The sequence below is a fragment of the Daejeonella sp. genome, assembly GCF_030684675.1.
Lineage (GTDB): Bacteria > Bacteroidota > Bacteroidia > Sphingobacteriales > Sphingobacteriaceae > Daejeonella.
In genome coordinates, this window is the sequence record NZ_JAUXXZ010000006.1 from 26,020 (window position 1) to 49,418 (window position 23,399).

19 protein-coding genes are annotated in these 23,399 nt (G+C 39.9%); 12 read left to right on the forward strand and 7 right to left on the reverse strand.

Annotated elements, in window-relative coordinates:
• Positions 1-33 precede the first annotated feature (33 nt).
• From Q8M41_RS00700 to Q8M41_RS00715, 4 genes are all read right to left on the reverse strand, one after another.
• Positions 34-1,356, reverse strand: coding sequence for a TolC family protein (locus Q8M41_RS00700; RefSeq protein WP_305363310.1), 1,323 nt, complete (start codon positions 1,354-1,356; stop codon positions 34-36).
• Positions 1,357-1,412: 56 nt separating this feature from the next.
• Positions 1,413-4,520 carry an efflux RND transporter permease subunit gene (locus tag Q8M41_RS00705; protein WP_305363311.1) on the reverse strand — a complete coding sequence of 1,036 codons (3,108 nt, stop codon included), beginning with the start codon at positions 4,518-4,520 and terminating at the stop codon, positions 1,413-1,415.
• 48 nt (positions 4,521-4,568) lie between these two features.
• Complete coding sequence (locus Q8M41_RS00710) at positions 4,569-5,639, reverse strand: efflux RND transporter periplasmic adaptor subunit (RefSeq protein WP_305363312.1); 1,071 nt, start codon at positions 5,637-5,639, stop codon at positions 4,569-4,571.
• A 124-nt stretch (positions 5,640-5,763) separates the two neighbouring features.
• Entirely contained in the window at positions 5,764-6,231 is a 468-nt protein-coding gene (locus Q8M41_RS00715) for a MarR family winged helix-turn-helix transcriptional regulator (RefSeq protein ID WP_305363313.1), read from the reverse strand.
• 135 nt (positions 6,232-6,366) lie between these two features.
• On the opposite strand from Q8M41_RS00715, the gene Q8M41_RS00720 reads away from it, so the two are divergent.
• Positions 6,367-8,172 carry a M61 family metallopeptidase gene (locus tag Q8M41_RS00720; RefSeq protein WP_305363314.1) on the forward strand — a complete coding sequence of 602 codons (1,806 nt, stop codon included), beginning with the start codon at positions 6,367-6,369 and terminating at the stop codon, positions 8,170-8,172.
• Between the two features lie 135 nt (positions 8,173-8,307).
• On the opposite strand, the gene Q8M41_RS00725 is transcribed toward Q8M41_RS00720, so the two are convergent.
• Positions 8,308-8,781 carry a hypothetical protein gene (locus Q8M41_RS00725; protein ID WP_305363315.1) on the reverse strand — a complete coding sequence of 158 codons (474 nt, stop codon included), beginning with the start codon at positions 8,779-8,781 and terminating at the stop codon, positions 8,308-8,310.
• A gap of 210 nt (positions 8,782-8,991) precedes the next feature.
• Between Q8M41_RS00725 and Q8M41_RS00730 the strand changes: the two genes are divergently transcribed.
• On the forward strand, positions 8,992-10,758 hold the full coding sequence (locus tag Q8M41_RS00730) for a long-chain fatty acid--CoA ligase (RefSeq protein ID WP_305363316.1): 1,767 nt from the start codon (positions 8,992-8,994) through the stop codon (positions 10,756-10,758).
• Positions 10,751-12,460, forward strand: a complete 1,710-nt coding sequence (gene ggt, locus Q8M41_RS00735; protein ID WP_305363317.1) for a gamma-glutamyltransferase — start codon at positions 10,751-10,753, stop codon at positions 12,458-12,460. The genes Q8M41_RS00730 and ggt overlap by 8 nt, the downstream gene beginning before the upstream one ends.
• Before the next feature lie 131 nt (positions 12,461-12,591).
• Here the strand turns inward: ggt and Q8M41_RS00740 are convergent, their stop codons facing one another.
• Both Q8M41_RS00740 and Q8M41_RS00745 read right to left on the reverse strand, forming a co-directional pair.
• Positions 12,592-13,107: a hypothetical protein gene (locus Q8M41_RS00740; protein WP_305363318.1), complete on the reverse strand. Its 516-nt coding sequence runs from the start codon at positions 13,105-13,107 to the stop codon at positions 12,592-12,594.
• 18 nt (positions 13,108-13,125) lie between these two features.
• Complete coding sequence (locus Q8M41_RS00745; RefSeq protein WP_305363319.1) at positions 13,126-13,527, reverse strand: hypothetical protein; 402 nt, start codon at positions 13,525-13,527, stop codon at positions 13,126-13,128.
• A 125-nt stretch (positions 13,528-13,652) separates the two neighbouring features.
• Here Q8M41_RS00745 and Q8M41_RS00750 point away from each other — a divergent pair, with 125 nt between their 5' ends.
• The 9 genes from Q8M41_RS00750 (at position 13,653) to Q8M41_RS00790 (ending at position 23,393) form a co-directional block, all read left to right on the forward strand.
• Positions 13,653-14,117: a MarR family winged helix-turn-helix transcriptional regulator gene (locus tag Q8M41_RS00750; RefSeq protein ID WP_305363320.1), complete on the forward strand. Its 465-nt coding sequence runs from the start codon at positions 13,653-13,655 to the stop codon at positions 14,115-14,117.
• Between the two features lie 85 nt (positions 14,118-14,202).
• Positions 14,203-16,608 carry a 3-hydroxyacyl-CoA dehydrogenase/enoyl-CoA hydratase family protein gene (locus tag Q8M41_RS00755; protein WP_305363321.1) on the forward strand — a complete coding sequence of 802 codons (2,406 nt, stop codon included), beginning with the start codon at positions 14,203-14,205 and terminating at the stop codon, positions 16,606-16,608.
• Between the two features lie 62 nt (positions 16,609-16,670).
• Positions 16,671-17,030, forward strand: a complete 360-nt coding sequence (locus Q8M41_RS00760; protein WP_305363322.1) for a four helix bundle protein — start codon at positions 16,671-16,673, stop codon at positions 17,028-17,030.
• Between the two features lie 60 nt (positions 17,031-17,090).
• Positions 17,091-18,269, forward strand: coding sequence for an acetyl-CoA C-acyltransferase (locus tag Q8M41_RS00765; protein ID WP_305363323.1), 1,179 nt, complete (start codon positions 17,091-17,093; stop codon positions 18,267-18,269).
• A gap of 299 nt (positions 18,270-18,568) precedes the next feature.
• The gene (locus tag Q8M41_RS00770) at positions 18,569-20,359 is read left to right on the forward strand and encodes an acyl-CoA dehydrogenase family protein (RefSeq protein ID WP_305363324.1); all 1,791 of its coding nucleotides are present in this window, start codon (positions 18,569-18,571) and stop codon (positions 20,357-20,359) included.
• Between the two features lie 219 nt (positions 20,360-20,578).
• Entirely contained in the window at positions 20,579-20,767 is a 189-nt protein-coding gene (locus Q8M41_RS00775) for a hypothetical protein (RefSeq protein ID WP_305363325.1), read from the forward strand.
• A gap of 19 nt (positions 20,768-20,786) precedes the next feature.
• Positions 20,787-21,452: a TetR family transcriptional regulator C-terminal domain-containing protein gene (locus tag Q8M41_RS00780; protein WP_305363326.1), complete on the forward strand. Its 666-nt coding sequence runs from the start codon at positions 20,787-20,789 to the stop codon at positions 21,450-21,452.
• Between the two features lie 34 nt (positions 21,453-21,486).
• Entirely contained in the window at positions 21,487-22,797 is a 1,311-nt protein-coding gene (locus Q8M41_RS00785) for an AarF/ABC1/UbiB kinase family protein (protein WP_305363327.1), read from the forward strand.
• A gap of 122 nt (positions 22,798-22,919) precedes the next feature.
• A complete protein-coding gene (locus Q8M41_RS00790) occupies positions 22,920-23,393 on the forward strand; it encodes an FKBP-type peptidyl-prolyl cis-trans isomerase (protein WP_305363328.1) in 474 nt (157 codons plus the stop codon).
• Positions 23,394-23,399 lie beyond the last annotated feature (6 nt).

The following is a 23,399-nucleotide window of genomic DNA, read 5'->3' on the forward strand; positions in this document are numbered from 1 at the left end:
CACTTAAGCAAGAGAATTAGAATTATAGGTCTTTTACTGAAGATTAAGTTTTCCTGAGAGCTGCATTAATGCTACCTCTGCCAGTTTAGCTTCGAATTGTGCATTGGTATAACGAGCATTTGCATCAATATAGTTTCGCTGAGCTTCTCTGAATTCAAGCGGTGCAACACTTCCCAGTCTGAATTTTTCGAGAGTGATATCCATGTTTTGTCTTGCTACTTCCAGGTTCTGACGTTCAAGTTTCACCAGTTGCAGGTTAGTCTGGAAGGTTTGGAACAAAGAGCTTAATTGTGAAGTGATAGACTGATTTAGCTTTTCATATTGTAACTGACTGTTTTCTATTTGAAGAGAGGCATTCTTTTCTGCTCTCTTTTGCAAATGGCCATTAAAAATATTAATTGAAGCAGTGAGACCGTAGTTAAGACCCCTTCCCACCGAATTTCTGGCAAAACCAAGTTCAGAAGTTGATCGGTTAAAGTTATAACCTGTATTCAGGTTTATTCCCGGATACCGGTTTGCCTTAACTTCTCTAAGATTGATTTCTGAAATTCGTTTATTAATCAATGCTAATTGTAGTGATGGATTTAGCTGAGCTGCAGAATTTTGTAATTCAGGAAGCATGAGACTATTGCCAATAATTATGGTGTCTGACACTGAGAAATCGGTATTAATATCTCTTGCCAGAAGTTCATTGAGTTTAATTTTTGTATTGCGGTACTGGTCAATTTGTCTAAGGAGGTTGGTGGTATCTGTATTCAGGTCAACAGAAGCGGCCAGCACTTCAAGTTTAGCAGCTTTCCCAATAGTGTACCTGCTTTTAGAATTCCGGAGTCTGATTCTGGATATTTCAAGTGCACCGCCGAGTGCTTTGATTTGCTGTTGCTGCTGAACCAGATCATAATAGTTGTTAATAACATCAGCAAGTGTTGTCTGAACTGCCAGTTTGAAGTTTGCTTCACCTAAGTTTTCAAGTTCCTTCAGTCTGTCATATCGGGCGAACATTTGAAAACCGTCAAACACTTGCCAGTTAACAACGGGTCCATAAACCAGATTGGTATTTTTTGCACCATTTCTTTCCTGTGATATTCCGCTGGAAAGTGTTTGTTTCGTATTTGAAACGGTATTGTTTGTACTTAAATTTCCTGTTACTACAGGAAGCATGCCCGCATTAGCCCTGTTCACATTATTTTTGGCCTGCTCAACCTCATTCTTGTTCAACTTGATATCATAGTTGTTTTCCAATGCGGTCTGCACCGCCTGCTCCAGACTAAGTCGTTCCTGCGCATGGATGCTTGAAATGTGCAATAGGCATGCAAAAATTAGTAGAATACTGAATTTAATTTTTTTTCTGTTCATATGTATTAATATCCCAATGATAAAGCCTCTTAATAAGCCTGATCCTAGTGTATTTATTAAGCATTAATCAATTCTGCTTCAAGAACTGCTTCTGGTTTTCCTGTTATCTCCGGAAGCGGTTTATGTTTTTTCGACCACATTGAATAAACTGCTGGGATTACGTATAGCGTTAAGATCAAAGAGAAAAGTGTACCACCTATAATTACAATCCCCATACTCATTCTGCTTTTTGCAGCTGCACCCAAAGCCATGGCTATTGGTAATGCACCTAAGGCAATTGCCAGACTTGTCATCAGGATTGGCCTTAATCGTGCTACTGATGCTTCTATAATCGCCTCACCTAAAGGCATTCCCTGTTCTTTCAATTGGTTTGCAAACTCCACAATCAAAATACCATTCTTGGTAACGAGCCCAATGAGCATGATCGTTCCGATCTGGCTAAAGATATTCCAGGTTTGTCCGAATAACCAGAGAGAAAGGAAGGCACCGGCCACAGCCATTGGCACTGTCAGGATAATAATGAATGGATCAATGAAGCTTTCGAACTGGGCGGCCAGAATCAGGTAGACTAATAGCAAGGCTAGTGTAAATGCAAAAAGGGTATTCGAAGAACTCTCTCTGTAATCACGTGATTCTCCACCAAGATCGGTAGTAAATGTATCACCCAGTATTTTTGCAGCTGCTTTGTCCATTACATCAATTCCGTCGCCAATGCTTTTTCCCGGAGCCAGGCCTGCGGACACTGTTGCGGACATGAATCGGTTGTTATGATACAATTGGGGAGGGGTACTCGTTTCCTGTACTGTAACCAGATTATCGAGCTGTATAAGCTCCCCTTTGTTATTTCGTACAAAAATAGAGGTCAGATCCAATGGGTCATTACGGTCGGGTCGGTCATATTGACCGATAACCTGATATTGCCTGCCGTTCATCTGGAAATAAGCAAATCGCTGTCCGCTAAGTGCAAATTGCAGGGTTTGAGCAACATTAAGTACCGATACACCCAGGTTTCTGGATTTTTCACGATCAATAGTGATATTAATTTCAGGTTTATTAAATTTCAGATTTGCGTCAGTTGCGGTAAAAGTTGGGTCCTGACTGATCTCTTCCATGAACAGCGGTAACTTTTCACGAAGCTTTTCAAAATTTGGAGCCTGAATAATGTAATTCACCGGTAAACCCCCACGACGGGTAACTGAAATTGTGGGCTGCTGGATTACAAATACACGGCCCTCTGTATAGGGCTTGGTAATTTTTGTCAATCTTTCAGCAACTTGTGCTTGTGAAGTTTGCCTTTCTGATGGTTCGCTCAAACGAATTCTTAAAAATCCGGTGTTTGCTGCTCCTGAACCACTAAATCCCGGAGAAGTTACCATAAGGTTAAATTCTTTCTCCGGAATAGAATCCTCTACCAGTTTGGAAAGCTCAAGAATGAAGTTATCAGTATATTCGTAAGATGAGCCCTCTGGGGTTGTAACCTGCATACTAACTGCTGCACGGTCATCATAAGGTGCGGTCTCTTTTTGAAGAACTGTCCAAAAGAGTGCGATAAGACCGATACAAACAATAATGATTGGAAATGCAACCCAGCGTTTCTTCATGAAATTTTTCAGGGAACTTGCGTAACCTGAGGTCATACTCTCAAAATAGGGTTCTGACCAATTGTAGAATTTGGTTTTCTTTTTATTGGCCTTCATCATATAAGCATTCAGCATCGGTGTTAAAGACAGCGATACAAATGCAGATATTAATACTGCAGCCCCGATGACGACCCCGAATTCGCGGAAGAGACGCCCGACAAATCCTTCCAGAAAAATTACCGGAAGGAATACTGCAGCAAGGGTTACAGAGATTGAAATTACCGCAAAAAAGATCTCATTTGAGCCCTTTATGGCTGCTTCAATTGGACTGTATCCTTCTTCAAGTTTTTTAAAGATGTTTTCTGTAACAACAATTCCATCATCCACAACCAAACCGGTAGCCAATACAACTGCGAGCAGAGTAAGTACATTGATGGAAAATCCAAACAGGTACATAATGAAGAAAGTTGATATCAATGATACCGGTATATCGATCAATGGCCTGAATGCGATACTCCAGTCACGGAAGAAAAGAAATATGATCAGAATTACCAGGATCAGAGAGATTAATATTGTTTCGGCTACCTCGGTAACAGAGCGTTTTATAAATATGGTGGTATCCATTGCAATATCAGTCCTGAAATCTTCAGGAAGATCTTTCTTAATTTGCTCGTACCGTTTGTAGAATTCATTTGAGATTTCCAGATAATTTGAACCCGGTTGTGGAATCAAACCCATTCCAATCATCGGCGTACCGGATGAGCGAAGCATAGTCTCTTCATTTTCAGGCCCTAATACTGCAGTGCCGATATCTCTCAGACGAACAATATTATCCCCCGAACTTTGAATAATCAGATTATTGAACTCTTCTTCATTGGTGAGATTACCCAATGTCTTTACGGATAATTCGGTAGCGTTTCCGGTTATTTTACCCGAAGGTAATTCCACATTTTCGCGGTCAAGAGCATTTTTTACATCCAATGCTGTAAGCCTGTATGCCGCCAGTTTAGCCGGGTCTATCCAGATACGCATGGCAAAGCGTTTCTGCCCCCAGATCTGTATTCCACTAACTCCGGGAATGGTCTGAAGACGTTGAGAAATTACGTTCTCAGCATAATCACTCAGCTCCAATTGATTTCTGCGGTCACTCTGCAAGGTCATTGAAAGAATAGCTTCTGAGTTCGCATCAGCCTTAGATACTACCGGAAGTCCGTCGATGTCTTTTGGCAAGGTTCTTACAGCCTGAGAAACCTTATCTCTTACATCATTTGCAGCTTCTTCGAGTTCCTTATCAAGGTTGAATTCAATGTTAATATTACTTGTTCCCTGATTACTTGAAGAGGATATGTTTTTGATACCCTCAATACTGTTCAATGCTTTTTCAAGGGGTTCAGTAATCTGAGATTCAATGATATCTGAGTTTGCACCCGGATAGCTTGTTCGTACCGAAACAATCGGCGGATCGATGGATGGGAATTCCCTCACGCCTAAAAAATTGAAGCCAATGACGCCGAAAAGAACCAAAAGCAGATTCATAACGATTGCGAGTACTGGTCTTTTTATGCTGGTGGTTGACAAACTCATAGGACTATTTTCTTATTTTATCTGGTAAAATATGCTACTAAGCTTAAATTAATTTGTAACCTTAACTTTTACTGGCAGATCGTTTTTCAATGACATGATACCTGTTGTCAGGACTGTATCGCCAATGCTTAATCCCGAAAGGATTAATACCGATTTTTCGGTGCGGGTTCCTGTCTCAACCATAACTTCTTTGGCTTTTCCTTTCGAACTTACGTATACTTTTTTGCCCTGAAGAACAGGTACAATCGATTCTGTTGGTATTAAAATAGCGTCATTTATATTGCTAAGAGGCAAATCAATCTTAGCGAAAGATCCCGGTAGCAAATCCCCATTAGAATTGGAAGCTTTGGCTTTTAATTGCATGGTTCTGGTAGACATATCTATTCCTGGTTCAATCGCATAAACTGTACCAGTATAGGTGTTATTCGAGCCAGCGACTGTAAAGGAGATTTGTGTATTTAGTTTTATCGTACCTGCATATTTCTCAGGAATTGAAAATAAAATCTTAACTGGGTTAGTACTGACCAATCGGGCAATATTGCTTGAGGGGGTAATATATTCCCCTGCAGAAATTGTCCTTAATCCAATTTTACCACTGAATGGTGCGCGGATCAGAGTTTTAGCCAATTGTGCGCGGATAAGTTGTGTTTGAGATTGCAATGAGCGTAATTCTGAGAGGGCAACATCGTACTCTTCTTTACTGATTGCCTCTTTTTCAAGCAGCTTACCTGCACGATATTCTGTTTCCTGCGCTAATTTTTGCTTAGTTAAAGCCTGAGAAAGCTGAGCTTGCAGCTCAAGATCATTGATCTTTAACAATACCTTTCCCTTGGAGACGGTACTACCTTCGTTGAAAAGGATCTCGGTTACAAGGCCGGATACTTCGCTCCGAATATCAACCTGCTCGTTTGCTTCTATTGTACCAGCGATTGCAAGTGAGTTTGAAAAATTCTCTGCCTTAGTAACGATACCGTTTACGGTTAGTACAGAGGCTGGTAATTCTGATCCATGACCTGCGCCTGCACCTGCTTTTTGAGCTTTATTCTTATTCATTCGGTATGCTACAAATACAGCCAGCAGGATCACAAGAATTGTGTAAACGATATATTTAGTTTTCATCTGTTTCTTTTTTGATTTTTTAATGGTGATGAAGCCCGTCCGAACTGCTTGGCCGGGCGGGCTATCATGATTGGATAATTATATCCATGAAAGGTTTAAGCAAAATCATGATGGTTTCATGCAATTAATTATAGTTTTTTAATATAGAATGTGTTTTTTCCTCTAATTCGGGTGTATTGTCGATTAAATTAAACTGAATAGTTGTTAATACCTCGTTGAATATTTGCTTTTTAGACTCACAAATATTTTGAAATGCTACTTCATTCAGCTCTTTTATAGCCTCTCTGATGATTGGTATACTGCTTTCAGCTTTTGGGGTTAATCTGATGAGTTGTTCCCTACGGTCTTGTGGATTTTTTTCACGCATCGCATAGCCCCTTTCTTCCAGATAATCTAAAATTGTGACCATATAGGATTTATCGATATGTAAAATTTCGGCTAGTGCTTTTTGGGTTAGGTTTTCATCATGAGAATCTATTAAGATTAATACATAATGATACCTGTCTATAGATAACTGAGCAACCATTTTTGAAAGGGCACTCAGATATTTTTTAGAAACAGCTATAAATGGATTAGCTAGCGGTTCAAGCATATTAATAACACAAATCTATTTTTATACTTTGTAATTAGTTGGATGTAGCAACTATTTTACCGAACATTAACAGCCACTCCAATTTAAATTAAATCGAAAACTTACTTTTGCGATCGAACAATTATTTATAGAAGAATGAAATATTTTGTCTCTTTAATTTTTATTGCCCTTATGTCCAGCTCAGTTCTTGCCCAAAATAAAATTGCTTATGAGGTTTCCTTTACAGAACCTCAGGCTCATTATGCAGAGGTACTAATGAATATTTCTGGAGTTAAAGCTGCACATATCGATCTAAAAATGCCTGTTTGGACTCCGGGGTCTTATCTGATCAGGGAATTTTCAAAAAATGTGGAGGGTTTTAAAGCCTTTGGTTCAGGCGGTAAAGAACTTCCATTTGAAAAAATTAACAAAAACACCTGGAGAATCAGTAAAGCAAACTCCGGGATGATAAAAGTGAGTTACAGGGTATATTCTTTCGAAATATCTGTAAGGACAAGCTTTGTGGATGAATCGCATGCTTTTTTATCTCCAGCAGGAGTTTTTATGTATCCGGATGGTCAGCTGAATATAGCATCTGAGATCACAATCAATCCTCATAAATCCTGGTCTAAAATATCTACCGGTCTTGAAAAAGTGACTTCAAAGCCAAATACTTTTTATGCCCCTGATTTCGATGTGCTTTATGATTCACCTTTCGAAGTAGGGAATCAGGACATTTTTGAATTTGTTGCCGAGGAAGTACGGCATGAGGTTGCGATGTACGGAAGAGGAAACTATAACAAGGAGATTCTCAAGCGGGATATGGCAAAGATCGTTACAGAACAAACCAGGACTTTTGGTATTAATCCGAACAAGCGTTATGTGTTTATTGTTCATAATTTTAATTCCGGAAGTGGCGGACTTGAGCACCTGAATTCAACTGTTTTAGGAGCCAGCCGCAATTCATACAATACAGAGACAGGCCTTTTGAGGTTCCTGGGACTTGTTTCTCATGAGTATTTTCATATTTGGAACGTAAAGCGTTTGCGTCCGATAGCATTGGGGCCATTTAACTATGAGCAGGAGAATTACACCAGAAATCTTTGGATCGCTGAAGGTTTTACGGCTTATTATCAGGATATCTATACCAAAAGGGCTGGTTTACAAAGTCCGGATCGTTACCTGATGAATTTAGCCGCTTCGATTAGCTCTGTTGAAAATCAGCCGGGGAATCGGATTGAGACTGTTAGCGATGCTAGTTTTGATGCCTGGATTAAACAATATCGCCCAAATGAAAACTCTGCTAATTCCACTATTTCATATTATAGCAAGGGAGCTCTTATCGCTCTGATTATGGACCTTGAAACCATTTATTCTACTCAGGCAAAAGCCGGATTGGATGAAGTGATGAAGGCGATGTACGATGAGTATTATACAAAGAAAGGCCGGGGATATACGGATGCCGAGTTTAAAACAATGCTTGAAAAGGTAGCAGGAAAATCATTTGACGATGTTTACAAAGATTATGTTAACGGCGTAAAGACCATAGATTACAACAAATATTTTGCCTATGCCGGATTTACACTGATTGATGATGCGGCTAAAGGTAATGAAGCATATCTGGGAGCGTTAACAGCACTAAAAGATGGTAAGATCATAGTGACAAATGTAAGTCGCCAGAGCCCGGCATGGATTGCCGGGCTGAATGTGAATGACGAGATACTTTCCATAGATGGAAACCGTATAAATAATGTTTCGGATCCCAGATTATCAGAAGTTGAGAAATTCATATCCACTAAAAGTCCCGGTGAAAAAATATTGATATCATTTAATCGTGACGGATTGATAAGACAGACTGAAGTGACGCTGGTTAGAAATCCAAATCATAGATTTAGAATTGCTTCTTTATCAAATCTTACTGAAGCACAGATTGCTGTGAGGAAGAGGTGGTTGAAACTTTAATAATTGAGAATTGAGAGTGGAGAATTGAGAATGGGTAACGCGGCCCCTCCAGGCTAATGGTTTATCCTGATAACAGACAACAGATAACAGACAACAAAGAAAAGGGCTGCTTCATATGACGCAGCCCCTTTTTTTTTAGAAAGTAAGTCTAATTGCAAGACCTACATCTCCGGTACGAAAATCCGTATTTGGAGTTAATTCGAAACGCGGTCTCCAATCGATAGCAAGGTTTAGCGGAGCTCCTTCAATTTTATAATCCAGACCCAGCACACCATCAGCACTTAACCAAAGGTCACCTTCGAAATCCCTTCTTTTATAAGATCCGATACTACCACCACCGCCGTAATACCAAAGCAGACCAGGGGCACCTTCAATAGGATTATGAACTTCGTAAAGTCCGGTCAACAGAAATCTTTTGAGATCATCATTGTTTCTGAATGATAAATTAAGGTCTAAGGCCTTGTTTGTATTTAAAAACGTTTTGTAGTTTAAGCCATTGTAAGACCCAAGTCTTACTCCGATGGCATTCTCATAAGTTTGTGCTTGTGAGTTTGAATTGGCAAGAAAAATAAATCCTGCAGTTAAACATAGTAGAAATAGCTTGTTCATAATCATAATTATTTATAAACAGTAGTTTTCAAATACAGTGCCATAGCAGAGTTTTTCTGACAGAAATTAAATTTTGTCATGATATTTAATCTTACATTTTGCCAATCACATGAAGCACACAACTTTATATCAGGGAGAATTTATTTCTTAAGCAGACCTTATTTATTTTTAGCTATTTTGCTAAATTACATTTTACAAAGAATAGAAGTTATGGCAGAAATTACACGTGTTTTTGATCTTTTGGAGCATTCGCTTGAAAAGCACCGGAAAGATGATATGGTGGCCGCAAAGCAAAATGGTATTTGGAATAAATATTCGACAGAAAAATTTGTTGCGCAGGTAAATTCAGTAAGTCAGGGATTAATTGCTTCGGGGATCAAAAAGGATAACAAGGTTGCAATTATGTCAGCTAACCGTCCTGAATGGAATATTTGCGATTTCGGAATCATGCAGATCGGGGCAACTCAGGTACCCATGTATCCAACACTTGCCGAGAACGATATCAAGTTTATACTCAGAGATGCAGATGTAAAAATAGTATTCGTTTCTGAATCTGTACTGTATGAAAAACTGAACAATGTCAGAAAAACTGAGGGGCTCGACTTTAAGATATTTAGTTTTGATAGCATTGAAGGAGTACCACACTGGCAGGAATTGATTGAGATTGGAGAGCGGGCTGAACCTGTAAATCTTCAGGTTTATCGCGATCGTATACTCCCTGAAGATCTGCTGACTTTAATATATACATCGGGGACTACCGGAACACCAAAAGGAGTCATGCTGACACATAGCAATCTGGTAAGTAATGTGATTGCCTCTTCTGTATTGTACCCTGAGGGCTTCAAAAAAGCACTAAGTTTTCTTCCGCTCTCACATATTTTTGAGCGGATGGTGCTTTACATGTACTTCTACTTAGGGGTATCGGTATATTACGCCCAGAGTATGGAAACCATAGCTGCAGATCTTGTAGAAGTTAAACCGCATGGTTTTACAACAGTTCCCCGCCTTCTCGAAAAAGTATACGACAGAATAGTAGCCAAAGGCTCTGAATTAACAGGAGTAAAAAAGCAATTATTTTTTTGGGCATTAAACCTCGGACTCAGGTATGAAATGAATGGAGCAAACGGTCTCTGGTATGAAATTCAATTAAAACTAGCTAATAAGCTGATTTTCAATAAATGGCGTGATGCTTTGGGTGGCAATATTCTGGCCGTAGTATCGGGTGGTGCTGCTTTGCAATCGCGTCTTGCGCGGGTTTTTTGGGCTGCAGGTATGCCGGTTCTGGAGGGCTATGGTCTAACAGAAACTTCTCCTGTAATTGCAGTAAACGGTCTGACTGTAGGTGCTGCAAAATTCACGACGGTTGGGAAGGCTATCCGGGATGTGGAGATAAAAATTGCCGAAGATGGAGAAATATTATGTAAAGGTCCAAATGTGATGAAGGGCTATTATAATCGTCCGGATCTAAGTGATGAGGTGATTGATAAGGATGGGTTCTTCCATACCGGGGATATTGGGGAATTGGTTGATGGTCAATACCTTAGAATAACCGACCGTAAAAAGGAGATCTTTAAAACAGCTGGTGGAAAATATATAGCACCACAGATACTCGAAAATAAATTCAAGGAATCACCTTATATCGAGCAAATGATAGTAATCGGGGAGAATGAGCGGTTCCCGGCGGCTTTAATTCTACCTAATTTTTCTGCATTATCTGCATGGTGCAGCCGATCAGGAATACCATTCAGCAATAATGCAGATATGATCAAAGATCAAAGGGTAATTGATAAAATTCAATCTGTTATTGATCATTTCAATAAAGATTTTGGACATTGGGAGCAAGTTAAAAAATTTGAACTGCTGACAGAAGATTGGAGTATCGATGGAGGAGAACTTACTCCAAAACTAAGTTTGAAAAGGAAAGTTATCTTACAGAAATATAAAGATCAGGTTGAAAAAATATATAAAAATGCATAGAAATACAGCAATGAGATTTATGAAGGGAACAAGTTTATTAATTGTCCTGGGTATTCTGCTTTCGGGATGTCTTGGCGGAAGCCTCTCTAAAAATAATTCCGGTGAATATAAAAATGGTGTGGTCGTTTCTGCCCATCCATCTTCCTCGAAAGTAGGTTTGGATATCCTCAAAAAAGGTGGAAATGCGGTTGATGCTGCGGTTGCAGTGCAATTTGCTCTGGCGGTGGTTTATCCCGGCGCCGGTAATTTAGGTGGAGGAGGATTCATGGTATACCGCTCTGCAAGCGGAGAACTGGCAACGCTGGATTTTCGCGAAAAAGCCCCGGGAATGGCAAGTCGTGATATGTACCTCGACTCTGCCGGTAATGCCATTACAGATAAGAGTTTATACGGACACCTTGCCGCCGGTGTACCCGGAAGTGTTGATGGTATGGTTAAGGCTCATGAAAAGTTCGGTAAATTAAGCTGGGCAGAAGTTGTACAACCTGCATTGGATCTTGCCAGAAAGGGATTCCCAGTCACTGATGAACAGGTAGAAGAGTTTACAGAATTGCAGGAAGGAATCAAAAAATACAATCCGGGTAAATCATACTTTATTAAGGAAAAATGGGAAAAAGGTGATCTTTGGGTTCAGGATGATCTTGCTAAAGCTCTGGAACTGATCCGGGATAAAGGCCGTGAAGGATTTTACGCGGGTGAAGTGGCAGATCATATAGAAGCTGAGATGAAAAGGGGTGGTGGTTTGATCAGCAAAGAGGATTTAAAGAATTATCAGTCGCAATGGCGCGAACCTTTGGTTGGAAACTACAAAGATTATAAGATAATTACTATGCCACCATCATCAAGTGGTGGCATTGCTTTGCTGCAACTTTTGAATTCTGTTGAAGAATACCCACTCAGGAGATGGGGACATAACTCCGACTCCACCGTTCAGATTATGGTTGAGGCTGAGCGTAGGGTTTATGCCGACAGGGCAAGCCATCTTGGCGACCCTGATTTTTATAAGGTACCCCAGAAATATCTGGTTAGTCCGATCTATTCAAAGTACAGAATGAAAGATTTTAATTGGGAGAAAGCAACACTTAGCTCTGATATTAAAGCAGGAGAAATGCCAAAGGAAAGTGAAGAGACTACCCATTTCTCTATTGTTGACCGGGATGGAAATGCGGTATCAGTGACTACAACACTGAATGGTGGTTATGGCTCAATGGTATTTGTGAAAGGAGCAGGCTTCCTTTTAAATAATGAGATGGATGATTTTTCAGTAAAGCCGGGCACTCCTAATATGTTCGGAATGCTTGGAGGAGAAGCCAACGCGATTGTTCCCGGAAAACGAATGCTTAGCTCAATGACCCCAACTATTCTGGAAAAAGGAGGTGAACTGTTCATGATTGTTGGAACACCAGGCGGCTCAACTATTATTACTTCTGTTTTTCAAACTATATTGAACGTACTTGAATTTGATATGGGAATGCAGGCTGCGGTAAATGCGAAGAAATTCCATCATCAGTGGTATCCGGATGTGGTTACCTTTGAAAAAGCTGGATTAGATTCCCTGGTCAGGCAAAAGCTGAAGAAAAAGGGCTATACCTTTAAGGAAAGAAGAGCAATTGGCCGTGTTGATGCGATCCTTAAAACCCAATGGGGTTATTATGAGGGTGGCGCTGACCCCCGGGGTGATGACACCAAGATGGGCTGGTAACGCTCTGACCTTTGAAAATCCAGGATTACAGTTTAGGTTTTCCCTCTGGTCGGTGTTCTCACCGTACCATGGCACTCGCACATTCCATAGTTGGCGAAAATACCGACCAAAGGAACATCAGGGATTAAATCTCAGACTCTGCTTTTTTGCTTCCCTTTTGCGGAAATAAGAACTGTGATCAGAAAGTGGAGCAACACCAACGTCAATAACAAAAATTTTATTCCTGCAAAGATAAAAGCTGCACCCGCATATAAATCATCAGGGCCGGAATTGATAAGTTGTAGTAGTGAAAGGTTCTCCAGGAAATCACAAGCAACTGCAGCAAGGGCCATATTGCTCATAATTCTGAATTTGTTTAAGGGATGATCTTTATCCAGTCTTCCGCATGCCCATGCACTGCCATAAAACAATGTAGCTCCATACAGAAGCGGGAAGATAAAGTCGAGATAAATGCTTAGTGTCATCAATTCTGTATGGCCTAAGGTCTCCAGCTTGTTAAGAAACAGTTCTGCATTTGCGGCTGTTCCAATAAATTCAAAAGTGAGAATACTGCCCGGATCAAGAGGGGCAGTCATGCTCCGCATCAGAATGATCCATCCCAAAGTTATCAGTAAAAGAATGGTGAATCTCAGGCCTTTATTTTTCATAGATTTTTATTTTTTGATTCAATCTTTAAAGGGGTACTTACGGATTGAACTCTGGCTCATCCCGTCTTTTTCATATATCGCTATACAATTCTTCTTAAAGCGTTCTGCTATATTAATTTCTCCGAAACTCAATTCTTCTGGTAGATCAGTGTTGTTAAGAAAAAAGTAGATTCTGGTTGTTCCGTATTTTGTATGAGGCATATAATTGCCATACTGCTCCATCTCATCCCAATTTTCAGTCTTAAGACTCACCACATAGATTCTGATTACCGGACCTGTGTTCTGTTCATTTCGAATAAATGCTACTTCTTTAAAGTCACTTTTAAGGTCTTTTATTCCGGGTTCTGTAATGGTGTTCCAAATTATCGCAACAACTATTAATATTGATACAACAAGGATATAGACTTTATATTTCTTCATTTATTCCCAAAGCTAAGCTTAAATATACAATTCATAGTTTCTGCCCGCTGAAAAAAAAAGCATAATTGCTCTTGTTTTATATTTATCTATTTTATACATTTGCTATGCTTGCATAGTAAATTTGAATGAAACCTGAAGAAACTGTAGATTATTTTTTAAAAATTGTTTGGCAAACGGTTGCTAATAAATACAATCAGATTGCTGCAGATTATGGAATAACACAGGCTCTGGGTTACATGCTGATTAATATACATGAAGAGGGTACGGCAGTTTCGCAAATTGCGGCCTTGTCGGGTGTGAAATCTACAAGTCTGTCGAGAATGCTAAAGAATATGGAAGAGCTCGGTCTGATTTACAGGGAGACAGATTCAAATGATAAGCGTTCTGTTAAGATATTTTTGACTCCATTCGGTATTGAAAAGCGGCAGATTGCCAAAGATGTCGTGAGAAAATTTAATGAGTATCTCAATGCACATATTTCCGATAAGGAAAGGCTTAAACTCATTAATACATTAAACAAGATAAATCAACTAACCACTGATTATAAACCTCAGTTTTGCTACCCGGAAATTCCGGGTAGTAAAACCTGAAAAAGAGTATTATGAATCCAAGTTCGGGGTTTAAACATCAAAGGTAACATCTGCATCAGCGGGATAATAAACAAAAAATAGACAGATGAAACGAGTCATCAGAAAAGTAGCGGTATTGGGTTCGGGTATAATGGGATCCCGCATTGCATGCCACTTTGCGAATATTGGTGTTGAAGTATTGCTGCTTGACATGGTGCCGAAAGAGCTGACAGCCGAGGAGCAGGCAAAAGGTGCTGATCTGAATTCTAAAGCAGTCAGAAATAGAATTGTCAATTCAGCTCTTGAAAGTACTTTAAAGGCTAATCCATCTGCTGTTTTCTCCAAAAAAGTTGCTGTCAATATATCTACGGGCAATTTCGATGACAATATGAAAGATATTGCATCCTGCGATTGGGTGATAGAGGTTGTTGTCGAGAGGCTTGATATTAAAAAATTGATTTATGATCAGGTAGAAAAATTCAGAACTCCGGGAACTCTGATCAGTTCTAATACTTCAGGAATTCCGATTCACTTAATGGCTGAAGGACACTCAGAAGATTTTCGTTCGCACTTCTGCGGCACTCACTTCTTTAATCCACCGCGATACCTGCGTTTGCTTGAAATCATCCCAACCGCTCAGACAAAACCTGAGATTATTGATTTCCTGATGCATTATGGCGATAAATTTCTGGGTAAAACCACAGTATTATGTAAAGATACTCCTGCCTTTATAGCCAACCGTGTTGGTGTTTATTCGATCATGGCACTCCTGCACCTTGTTGAGAAAATGGATCTTTCGGTTGAGGAGGTTGATAAATATACCGGACCTGCCCTGGGCCGACCAAAATCGGCGACTTTTCGTACTACGGATGTAGTCGGACTAGACACGATGATCAATGTAGCCGGTGGATTATATAACAATCTCCCTGATGATAAAGCGCATGATCTGTTTGAACTTCCTGGCTATGTTAAGAAAATGCAGGAGAACAAATGGCTTGGAGATAAAACAAAGCAGGGTTTTTATAAAAAAGTAAAAGGTACTGACGGGAAATCTGAAATTCTGGCTCTTGATCTTAAAACATTAGAATATAAAGCTCAGCAGAAAATAAAATCGTCAACACTTGAGGCTACAAAGCTGGTTGAAAATTTGCCTGAGCGGATGAAAGTTTTTGCTAATGGAACTGATAAGGCTGCTGATTTCTTCCGCCATTCTTTTTTCGGACTTTTTGAATATGTTTCTGACCGTATTCCTGAAATTTCTGATGAATTATACCGCATTGACGATGCAATGAGAGCCGGTTTTGGCTGGGAACTCGGACCATTTGAGGTATGGGATGCAATCGGCGTAAAGAAAGCTATTGAAGGAATGAAGAAATATGGTAATGAGGCATCAGCATGGGTTCATGAGATGCTTCAGGCCGGAAATGAGTCGTTTTATAAGGTTGAGAATGGTCTTAAGAAGTATTATGATATTCCGTCAAAATCTTATAAACCGGTTCCCGGGACTGATTCTTTTATTATTCTTGATAATATTCGTCAAACAAATACAATCTGGAAAAATTCAGGAACTACAATTACCGATCTGGGAGATGGAATACTGAATGTTGAATTTCACACCAAAATGAATACGATTGGCGGTGAGGTTATTCAGGGATTAAATAAAGCAATTGATCTGGCAGAAAAAGATTACAGGGGCCTGGTTGTTGGGAATGACGGTGCCAATTTTTCGGCTGGCGCGAATATCGGAATGATATTTATGGCTGCTGTAGAACAGGATTGGGATGAGATCAACATTGCAATTAAGATGTTTCAGAATACGATGATGCGGATGCGTTATTCAAGTATTCCGGTTGTGGCCGCTCCACATAATCTTACTTTGGGAGGTGGTTGTGAGTTATGTCTGCATGCAGATTTTGTTCAGGCTAATGCCGAAACTTATATGGGACTGGTTGAATTTGGGGTAGGATTAATTCCGGGTGGAGGAGGTTCAAAAGAGTTTGCCCTTCGTTTATCGGACGACTTCAAAGAGGGTCAGATAGAGCAGGCAGCACTCAGGGAGCGTTTTTTAACCATCGGACAGGCTAAAGTTTCTACTTCAGCAGTTGAAGCAGTAGAACTCGGTTACCTGCAAAAGGATAAGTTCGGCATAAGCATGAATCGTAACCGATTGATCGTCGACGCTAAGGAGAAAGCAATTGAACTTGCTGATGCAGGATATACCAAACCTGTTCAGCGCAAAGATATCAGGGTATTGGGTAAGCAGGGGATGGGTATTGTTTATGCAGGAGCAAATTCCATGTTCGCCGGAAATTTTATCTCAGAACACGATAAGAAGATATCTGAAAAATTGGGCTATGTTTTGTGCGGAGGAAACCTCTCACAACCAAGCTTGGTTTCAGAGCAATATTTACTCGATCTGGAAAGGGAAGTTTTCCTTTCACTTTGCGGAGAGAAGAAAACACTCGAGAGAATACAGAGTATTCTGACTAAGGGCAAGCCGTTGAGAAATTAGTATTGAGTAGTTAGTATTGAGTATTGAGTATTGAGAAAGCGGGGCGCATAAATCTGAGGGATATGCATAAGTACAAGGAATTGAAATTGTGGCAAAAGTCAATTGATCTAGTGACTTCTGTTTATTTGTTGACTCGTTCTTTTCCACAGGAAGAAAAATTTGGATTAGTTTCCCAAATTAACCGATCTGCAGTTTCAATCCCATCCAACATAGCTGAAGGTGCCGGGCGAAATTCAGATAAGGAGTTTATCCAATTTTTGTCAATTGCTCAAGCATCATCTTATGAACTGGAAACTCAATTAATTATATCAAAGAATTTAAATTATTTAACAATTGAAGAACTAAATCATTTATCTGAGCAAATCGAAGAAGTTCAAAAGATGAATTACTCTATTCAATTAAAATTTAAGCAGAAGGTTTGAGTACATAGCCCCAATTATTATGTACTCAATACTCAATACTAACTACTCAATACTATAGGAATGGAAGAAGCATATATCATAGCCGCATACAGAACCGCAGTTGGAAAAGCACCCCGCGGAGTATTTCGTTTTACCCGGGCTGATGATCTGGCGGCAGAAGTGGTCAGATATCTCGTGGCATCAGTACCTGATCTTGATAAGGACCAGATCGATGATGTTATCATCGGAAATGCTACTCCCGAAGCGGAGCAGGGATTGAATATTGCCCGTATGATCTCTTTAATGGGCCTGGATACGGATAAAGTTCCGGGTGTTACAGTGAACCGTTACTGTGCTTCCGGATTGGAGACTATAGCCATTGCGACCGCGAAAATAAGGTCGGGTATGGCTGATTGTATCGTTGCCGGTGGTGTTGAAGTGATGTCGGGTATGCCTTTCGGGGGTTGGAAACTTGTTCCGAATGCGGATGTTGCAAAAAATAATCCTGAATGGTATTGGGGAATGGGTCTTACAGCCGAGGCCGTTGCCAAAGAATATAAGGTTAGCCGGGAAGATCAGGATGAGTTTTCTTTTTATTCGCATCAAAAAGCCATTGCAGCAATAAAGAATGGCCACCTTAAAGACGGACTGATTCCGATTACCATTAAGGAAACCTATCTGGATGAAAATTTAAAGCAGAAAACAAGGGAATTTATTGTTGATACAGATGAAGGCCCGAGGGCTGATACCGCAATTGATAAGCTCGCAAATCTCAAACCGGTATTTGCTGCCGGCGGTTCAGTTACTGCAGGTAATTCATCCCAAACATCTGATGGGGCAGCCTTCGTATTGGTGGTTTCAGAAAAAATGTTGAAGAAATTAAATGTACAGCCAATTGCGCGCCTGGTAAGTTATGGAGTTGCAGGAGTGCCGCCAAGAATCATGGGTATCGGTCCGATAGAGGCTATTCCATTGGCCTTGAAAAAGGCAGGTATGAAGCAGCAGGATCTGGATCTCATTGAGCTGAATGAAGCCTTTGCTTCTCAATCTCTTGCTGTGATAAGAACACTGGACTTAGATCAGGACAAAGTAAACGTTAATGGCGGTGCTATAGCCCTTGGTCATCCCCTGGGTTGTACAGGTTCAAAACTGTCTGTTCAGCTTTTCAATGAACTGAAGCGAAGAGAAAAGAAATTTGGAATGGTTACCATGTGTGTTGGAACAGGGCAGGGAGCAGCGGGGATATTTGAGGTGATGTAGATATGGAAATTGAGAGTGGAGAATTGAGAATTGAGAATGGAATAGGGATAATGGATACTACTAGTATTTAAATTTTAGCAGGATGTCATCCTGAGTGTAACGAAGGAACTTAGCCATATTTAGAGAAGAGTGACATTGACAAAAGCTATTAGGGGCTAAGATCCCTCCTGCGTCGGGATGGCAGCAAGAATGGAATTGAGGCCCGATAGCTTTCGGGTGGAGAATGAAACAGGCAACTGGTCAAAAAATAGAAAATAAAGAGTAATAAGTTGATCCTTATTCCTTAATCAATTAATTATATGAGCACAATAAAAACCAAATCAATCAAAGGCGGAGAATTTATTATTCGCGAAACGTCATGTGAGGATATTTTTATCCCTGAAGAGTTTGATGAAGAGCAGTTGATGATCAAAAAAACCTGTGAGGATTTTTTGGAGGCAGAGGTATTTCCTAATCTCGACAGGATCGATAATCAGGAAGAGGGATTAATGGTGAACCTGATGGATAAGGCCGGTGATCTGGGTTTATTAGCTGTTTCTATTCCCGAGGAATATGGTGGCTTTGGCAAGAACTTCAATACCTCTATGCTGGTGGCTGATTCAGTTGGGGCTGGATGTTCCTTCGCGGTAGCACTTTCTGCACATACAGGAATCGGTACATTACCTATTCTTTATTATGGCAATAAAGAGCAGAAGGATAAATACATCCCAAAACTGGCAACAGGCGAATGGAAAGCTTCCTATTGCCTGACTGAGCCCAATTCAGGTTCTGATGCAAATTCTGGCAGGACAAAAGCTGTGTTGAATGATGCGGGCACTCACTACCTGATTACCGGTCAGAAAATGTGGATCACCAATGGTGGTTTTGCTGATATATTTATTGTTTTTGCAAAAATCGGAGAGGATAAAAATCTGTCTGCATTTATTGTAGAAAAGGATTTTGGCGGAATTACGATGAACCCAGAGGAGCATAAACTGGGTATTAAAGGATCATCAACAAGGCAGGTATTTTTTACTGACTGCCCTGTCCCTGTTGCCAATTTACTTTCAGAACGTGAGAATGGCTTTAAAATAGCTGTAAATATTCTGAATATCGGCCGGATTAAACTAGGTGTTGCAGCTATCGGCTCTTCCCGTAAGGTTTTGAATCAGGCGATAAATTATTCGAATGAACGTATTCAGTTCGGTTTGCCGATATCCAAGTTCGGTGCTATTCGCTATAAACTTGCAGAAATGGCTACGAGGAATTTTGCTCTTGAAAGCGCTTCATACCGTGCCGGACAGAATATTGATGATGCTTATGATGCTTTGGTAGCAGAAGGGATGGAACCTTCACAGGCTAAATTGAAATCTACCGAGCAATTCGCTGTGGAATGTGCAATTATTAAGGTCTGGGGATCTGAAGTATTAGATTATATCGTTGACGAAGGTCTGCAGGTCTACGGAGGAATGGGTTATTCTGCTGAGGCACCGATGGAACGTGCTTATCGCGATAGCCGCATCAACAGAATATTTGAGGGTACCAATGAGATTAACAGGATGCTTATCCTGGATATGCTTTTGAAACGTGCTATGAAAGGTGAACTGGATCTGATGACTCCTGCGCAAGCTGTTGCCGCCGAATTAATGTCTATTTCTGATTTTGGAGAAGAAGATAATTCATTATTTGCTGCAGAAAAACGTCAATTAGCAAATCTGAAAAAGGCGGGATTGATGATAGCCGGTGCCGCAGTTCAGAAATTGATGATGACCCTGTCAAAAGAGCAGGAGATTCTGATGAATATTGCTGACATAATTGGATACATATATGTTGCTGAATCAACCATATTAAGGGTTGAAAAACTGGTGAAATTAAGAGGTGAAGAAGCATGTGCCGGACAGCTGGATATGATGCGGATCTATCTTTATCAAACTGTAGATAAGGTTTCTGTAGCCGGTAAGGAAGCCCTTTATTCATTTGCTGAAGGTGATGAACTACGAATGATGCTGGTTGGACTGAGACGTTTTACAAAATCAGAGCCTTTCAATATCAAGGAAACAAGACAACGTGTCGCTAAGCAATTGATTGAGGCAAATAAGTATTGTTATTAAATAATATTTTAATTGAAAATTAAGACATCAGATTGGTTCTTGCCGGCCTGATGTCTTTTTAATACCTGAACAGCGGTCTTCAGGGCTATTTTTGTAATGCATCCCGAATATTACAAAATATGACAAAATGTAAACTATCTGGAAGATTTCTGGCAAACTCTTTGTCTATATATAACGTATATCTTATAGCTGAAATCAGGCAATTAATAATAATAGTTTATGAAATTAGTTAATTTAATCACCATAGCACTTCTTGAAATGTCCGGACTGATTGACAAATTAAAGGCCCTGAAAGAGAAACTTCAGGATTTCCTTCCGGATCTTAATCCTCAGGAATCAAATAAAAAACAGTTGATCTATATTCCCCTGCGTGTTTCTGACCAGGACAAGATCAGGAAAAAGTCTTAAGGACAATTAAAATTCCAATATGAATAATGCTATGAATACTGCGGAAGAAATTCAAAATGCTTATATCGTTTATGTTTTGACAAAGGGCATCAAACCAGCCTCGGTTTATGTATTTGCAAAAGAAAATAATCTGACGGAAGAGGAGTTCTATAATTTCTACGCTTCCTTTGAAGGGATTGAAGAATCAATCTGGACTGAGCTTTGCGACAAAACATTGACTGAAGCGCAAAATCAGGAAATCTGGGGGCAATACTCTTCACGTGAGAAGACACTTGCATTTTTTTATGCCTTTATTGAGTTGCTGAAGGGTAAACGAAGCTTTGTATTGTATAGTTTGAAGCATTCAGGGCAAAGCATCGGTACACCGGCAATTTTAAAAGGAGCTAAAATGCTTTTTGAAGGATTTGCATCCGGTCTGGTGGATCAGGGTGTAGAGTCGGGAGAATTGGCAAACAGGCGTTTTCTGACCTCGAAATATAAAGATGCTCTCTGGATTCAGTTTGGTGTCATTTTGAATTTTTGGGCTAAGGATAACAGCCCTGGCTTTGAAAAAACTGATGAAGCCATTGAAAAGGGAATTAACGTCACTTTCGATCTTTTTGGTAAATCACCATTGGATAGTTTGTTTGATTATGGGAAGTTCATGATGAATAATGGCGGCATGAAACCAAATGTCAAGTTTTAATAGCCATAAAGACAATTAGAACTTCAATTGCTAAATGAAAGAACAGGACAGTATTCCAACATCAAAAACAGAGCGTTCAGCAAAATTTGTAAAAACTGGTCTTAAGGTTGGCGGAAACTATATAAAGCATTACTCTAAAAAGCTATTTAATCCCTCTCTAAATAAAGATGAGTTAGATCTCGACAATGCAACAGATATCTATGCATCCTTAAGTGAGCTGAAGGGAAGTGCCCTAAAGGTAGCCCAGATGCTTAGTATGGATAAGAATATATTGCCCAAGGCATATGTCGATCAGTTTTCACTTTCTCAATACAATGCTCCTCCCTTATCAGGGCCACTGATAGTCAGAACTTTTAGTAAATATTTTGGAAAAACTCCATCCGAGATATACGATGAGTTTAATATCAGGTCGACCAATGCCGCTTCTATCGGACAGGTACATCAGGCCAGCTTAAATGGTAAGAAGTTAGCAGTAAAAATTCAATATCCCGGGGTTGGTGACAGTATATCTTCAGACCTCAAAATGGTAAAGCCATTTGCATTCCGCTTATTGGGAATGAGTCAGAAAGAGCTGGAAGTTTACATGACTGAAGTGGAAGAACGGCTGCTCGAAGAAACTGATTATGACCTCGAAATAAGACGATCCATAGAGTTTTCGGAAGCTTGTAAAAACATACCCAATGTGGTTTTTCCTGCTTATTATCCTGATCTTTCTTCAAAAAGAATCATCACCATGGATTGGCTCGAAGGCCAGCACATGAAAGAATTTATGAAAACGAATCCTTCACAGGAACTCAAGGATAAGATTGGCCAGGCTCTGTGGGATTTTTATAATTTTCAACAGCATGAGTTGAGGGCGGTACATGCTGATCCTCATCCCGGAAATTTTCTGATCACACCAGAAGGAAAACTGGGGATTATTGATTTTGGATGCATTAAAGAAATGCCGGATGATTTCTACTATCCTTTCTTTTCGCTGACCTCTACAGATATGCTGAAAGATAAGGCCGGGACCATAAAGGCATTTCGGCAATTGGAGATGATCCGGGAAAACGATGATGCGGCACAAATAGAATTTTACTACAGGATTTATAAGGAAATGATCGAATTGTTTGCCCAGCCATATATGTCGAACACCTTTGACTTTAGTAAGACTGAATTTTTTGATAAGCTTTATTCCTATGGAGAGAAGATTTCCCGAATGCCGGAATTCAAACAAGCCCGGGGTGTAAAGCATTTTATTTATGTAAACCGGACAAACTTTGGCTTATACAATATGCTTCATGATCTGGGTGCAACTGTAAGAACAGATACATGGTATCCTCATTTGGAGGTCGCTGTTTAAATCAGAATAATCAAAGCTTTATATCTTCCGGGATTTCATTAAGGGGATGATAAAATAAAATATTTTGTTAAAAAATGTTAATCCTTACTTTTTAACGTTTAAAAGGATAAATTTGCTGCAATATGAAAATTCACCTATTACTGTTCTCTATTGTCATGGTGCTTGGATTAAGCTCATGTCTTAAAGATGATTATGTTGACCCAAACGTTCAGGCGCAAAAAGACGATGCAACAATTGTTAAATTTCTGACTGACAATAAAATATCTGCAATAAAGCATTCCAGTGGTTTGTATTATCAAATTATTCAATCAGGTGCTGGCAATATCACTTATACCGCTAACACAACCGTTACCTCTAATTATACCGGAAGATTATTATCAGGACAGGTTTTTGATAAATCGACCACGCAACCACTAACTTTCAAACTTGGGGGTGTTATTGTTGGCTGGCAGATTGGGGTTCCCCTGATTCAAAAAGATGGTAAGATCAGATTGTTCATTCCTTCTGGTTATGGATATGGACCTCAGGGTTCTGGCCCGATTCCCGCAAATTCGGTACTCGATTTTGATATCGAATTAGTGGATGTTCAAAATTAAAAGCAC

Bases quoted from the DNA above. Each gene is read 5' to 3' on its own strand.
- Q8M41_RS00730 (WP_305363316.1), top strand. From the start codon at position 8,992: ATGGCAGAAATTACACGTGTTTTTGATCTTTTGGAGCATTCGCTTGAA.
- Q8M41_RS00750 (WP_305363320.1), top strand. From the start codon at position 13,653: ATGAAACCTGAAGAAACTGTAGATTATTTTTTAAAAATTGTTTGGCAA.
- Q8M41_RS00790 (WP_305363328.1), top strand. From the start codon at position 22,920: ATGAAAATTCACCTATTACTGTTCTCTATTGTCATGGTGCTTGGATTA.
- Q8M41_RS00780 (WP_305363326.1), top strand. From the start codon at position 20,787: ATGAATAATGCTATGAATACTGCGGAAGAAATTCAAAATGCTTATATC.
- Q8M41_RS00705 (WP_305363311.1), bottom strand. From the start codon at position 4,520: ATGAGTTTGTCAACCACCAGCATAAAAAGACCAGTACTCGCAATCGTT.
- Q8M41_RS00715 (WP_305363313.1), bottom strand. From the start codon at position 6,231: ATGCTTGAACCGCTAGCTAATCCATTTATAGCTGTTTCTAAAAAATAT.
- Q8M41_RS00710 (WP_305363312.1), bottom strand. From the start codon at position 5,639: ATGAAAACTAAATATATCGTTTACACAATTCTTGTGATCCTGCTGGCT.
- Q8M41_RS00720 (WP_305363314.1), top strand. From the start codon at position 6,367: ATGAAATATTTTGTCTCTTTAATTTTTATTGCCCTTATGTCCAGCTCA.
- ggt (WP_305363317.1), top strand. From the start codon at position 10,751: ATGCATAGAAATACAGCAATGAGATTTATGAAGGGAACAAGTTTATTA.
- Q8M41_RS00760 (WP_305363322.1), top strand. From the start codon at position 16,671: ATGCATAAGTACAAGGAATTGAAATTGTGGCAAAAGTCAATTGATCTA.
- Q8M41_RS00745 (WP_305363319.1), bottom strand. From the start codon at position 13,527: ATGAAGAAATATAAAGTCTATATCCTTGTTGTATCAATATTAATAGTT.
- Q8M41_RS00755 (WP_305363321.1), top strand. From the start codon at position 14,203: ATGAAACGAGTCATCAGAAAAGTAGCGGTATTGGGTTCGGGTATAATG.
- Q8M41_RS00775 (WP_305363325.1), top strand. From the start codon at position 20,579: ATGAAATTAGTTAATTTAATCACCATAGCACTTCTTGAAATGTCCGGA.
- Q8M41_RS00700 (WP_305363310.1), bottom strand. From the start codon at position 1,356: ATGAACAGAAAAAAAATTAAATTCAGTATTCTACTAATTTTTGCATGC.
- Q8M41_RS00785 (WP_305363327.1), top strand. From the start codon at position 21,487: ATGAAAGAACAGGACAGTATTCCAACATCAAAAACAGAGCGTTCAGCA.
- Q8M41_RS00770 (WP_305363324.1), top strand. From the start codon at position 18,569: ATGAGCACAATAAAAACCAAATCAATCAAAGGCGGAGAATTTATTATT.
- Q8M41_RS00740 (WP_305363318.1), bottom strand. From the start codon at position 13,107: ATGAAAAATAAAGGCCTGAGATTCACCATTCTTTTACTGATAACTTTG.
- Q8M41_RS00765 (WP_305363323.1), top strand. From the start codon at position 17,091: ATGGAAGAAGCATATATCATAGCCGCATACAGAACCGCAGTTGGAAAA.
- Q8M41_RS00725 (WP_305363315.1), bottom strand. From the start codon at position 8,781: ATGAACAAGCTATTTCTACTATGTTTAACTGCAGGATTTATTTTTCTT.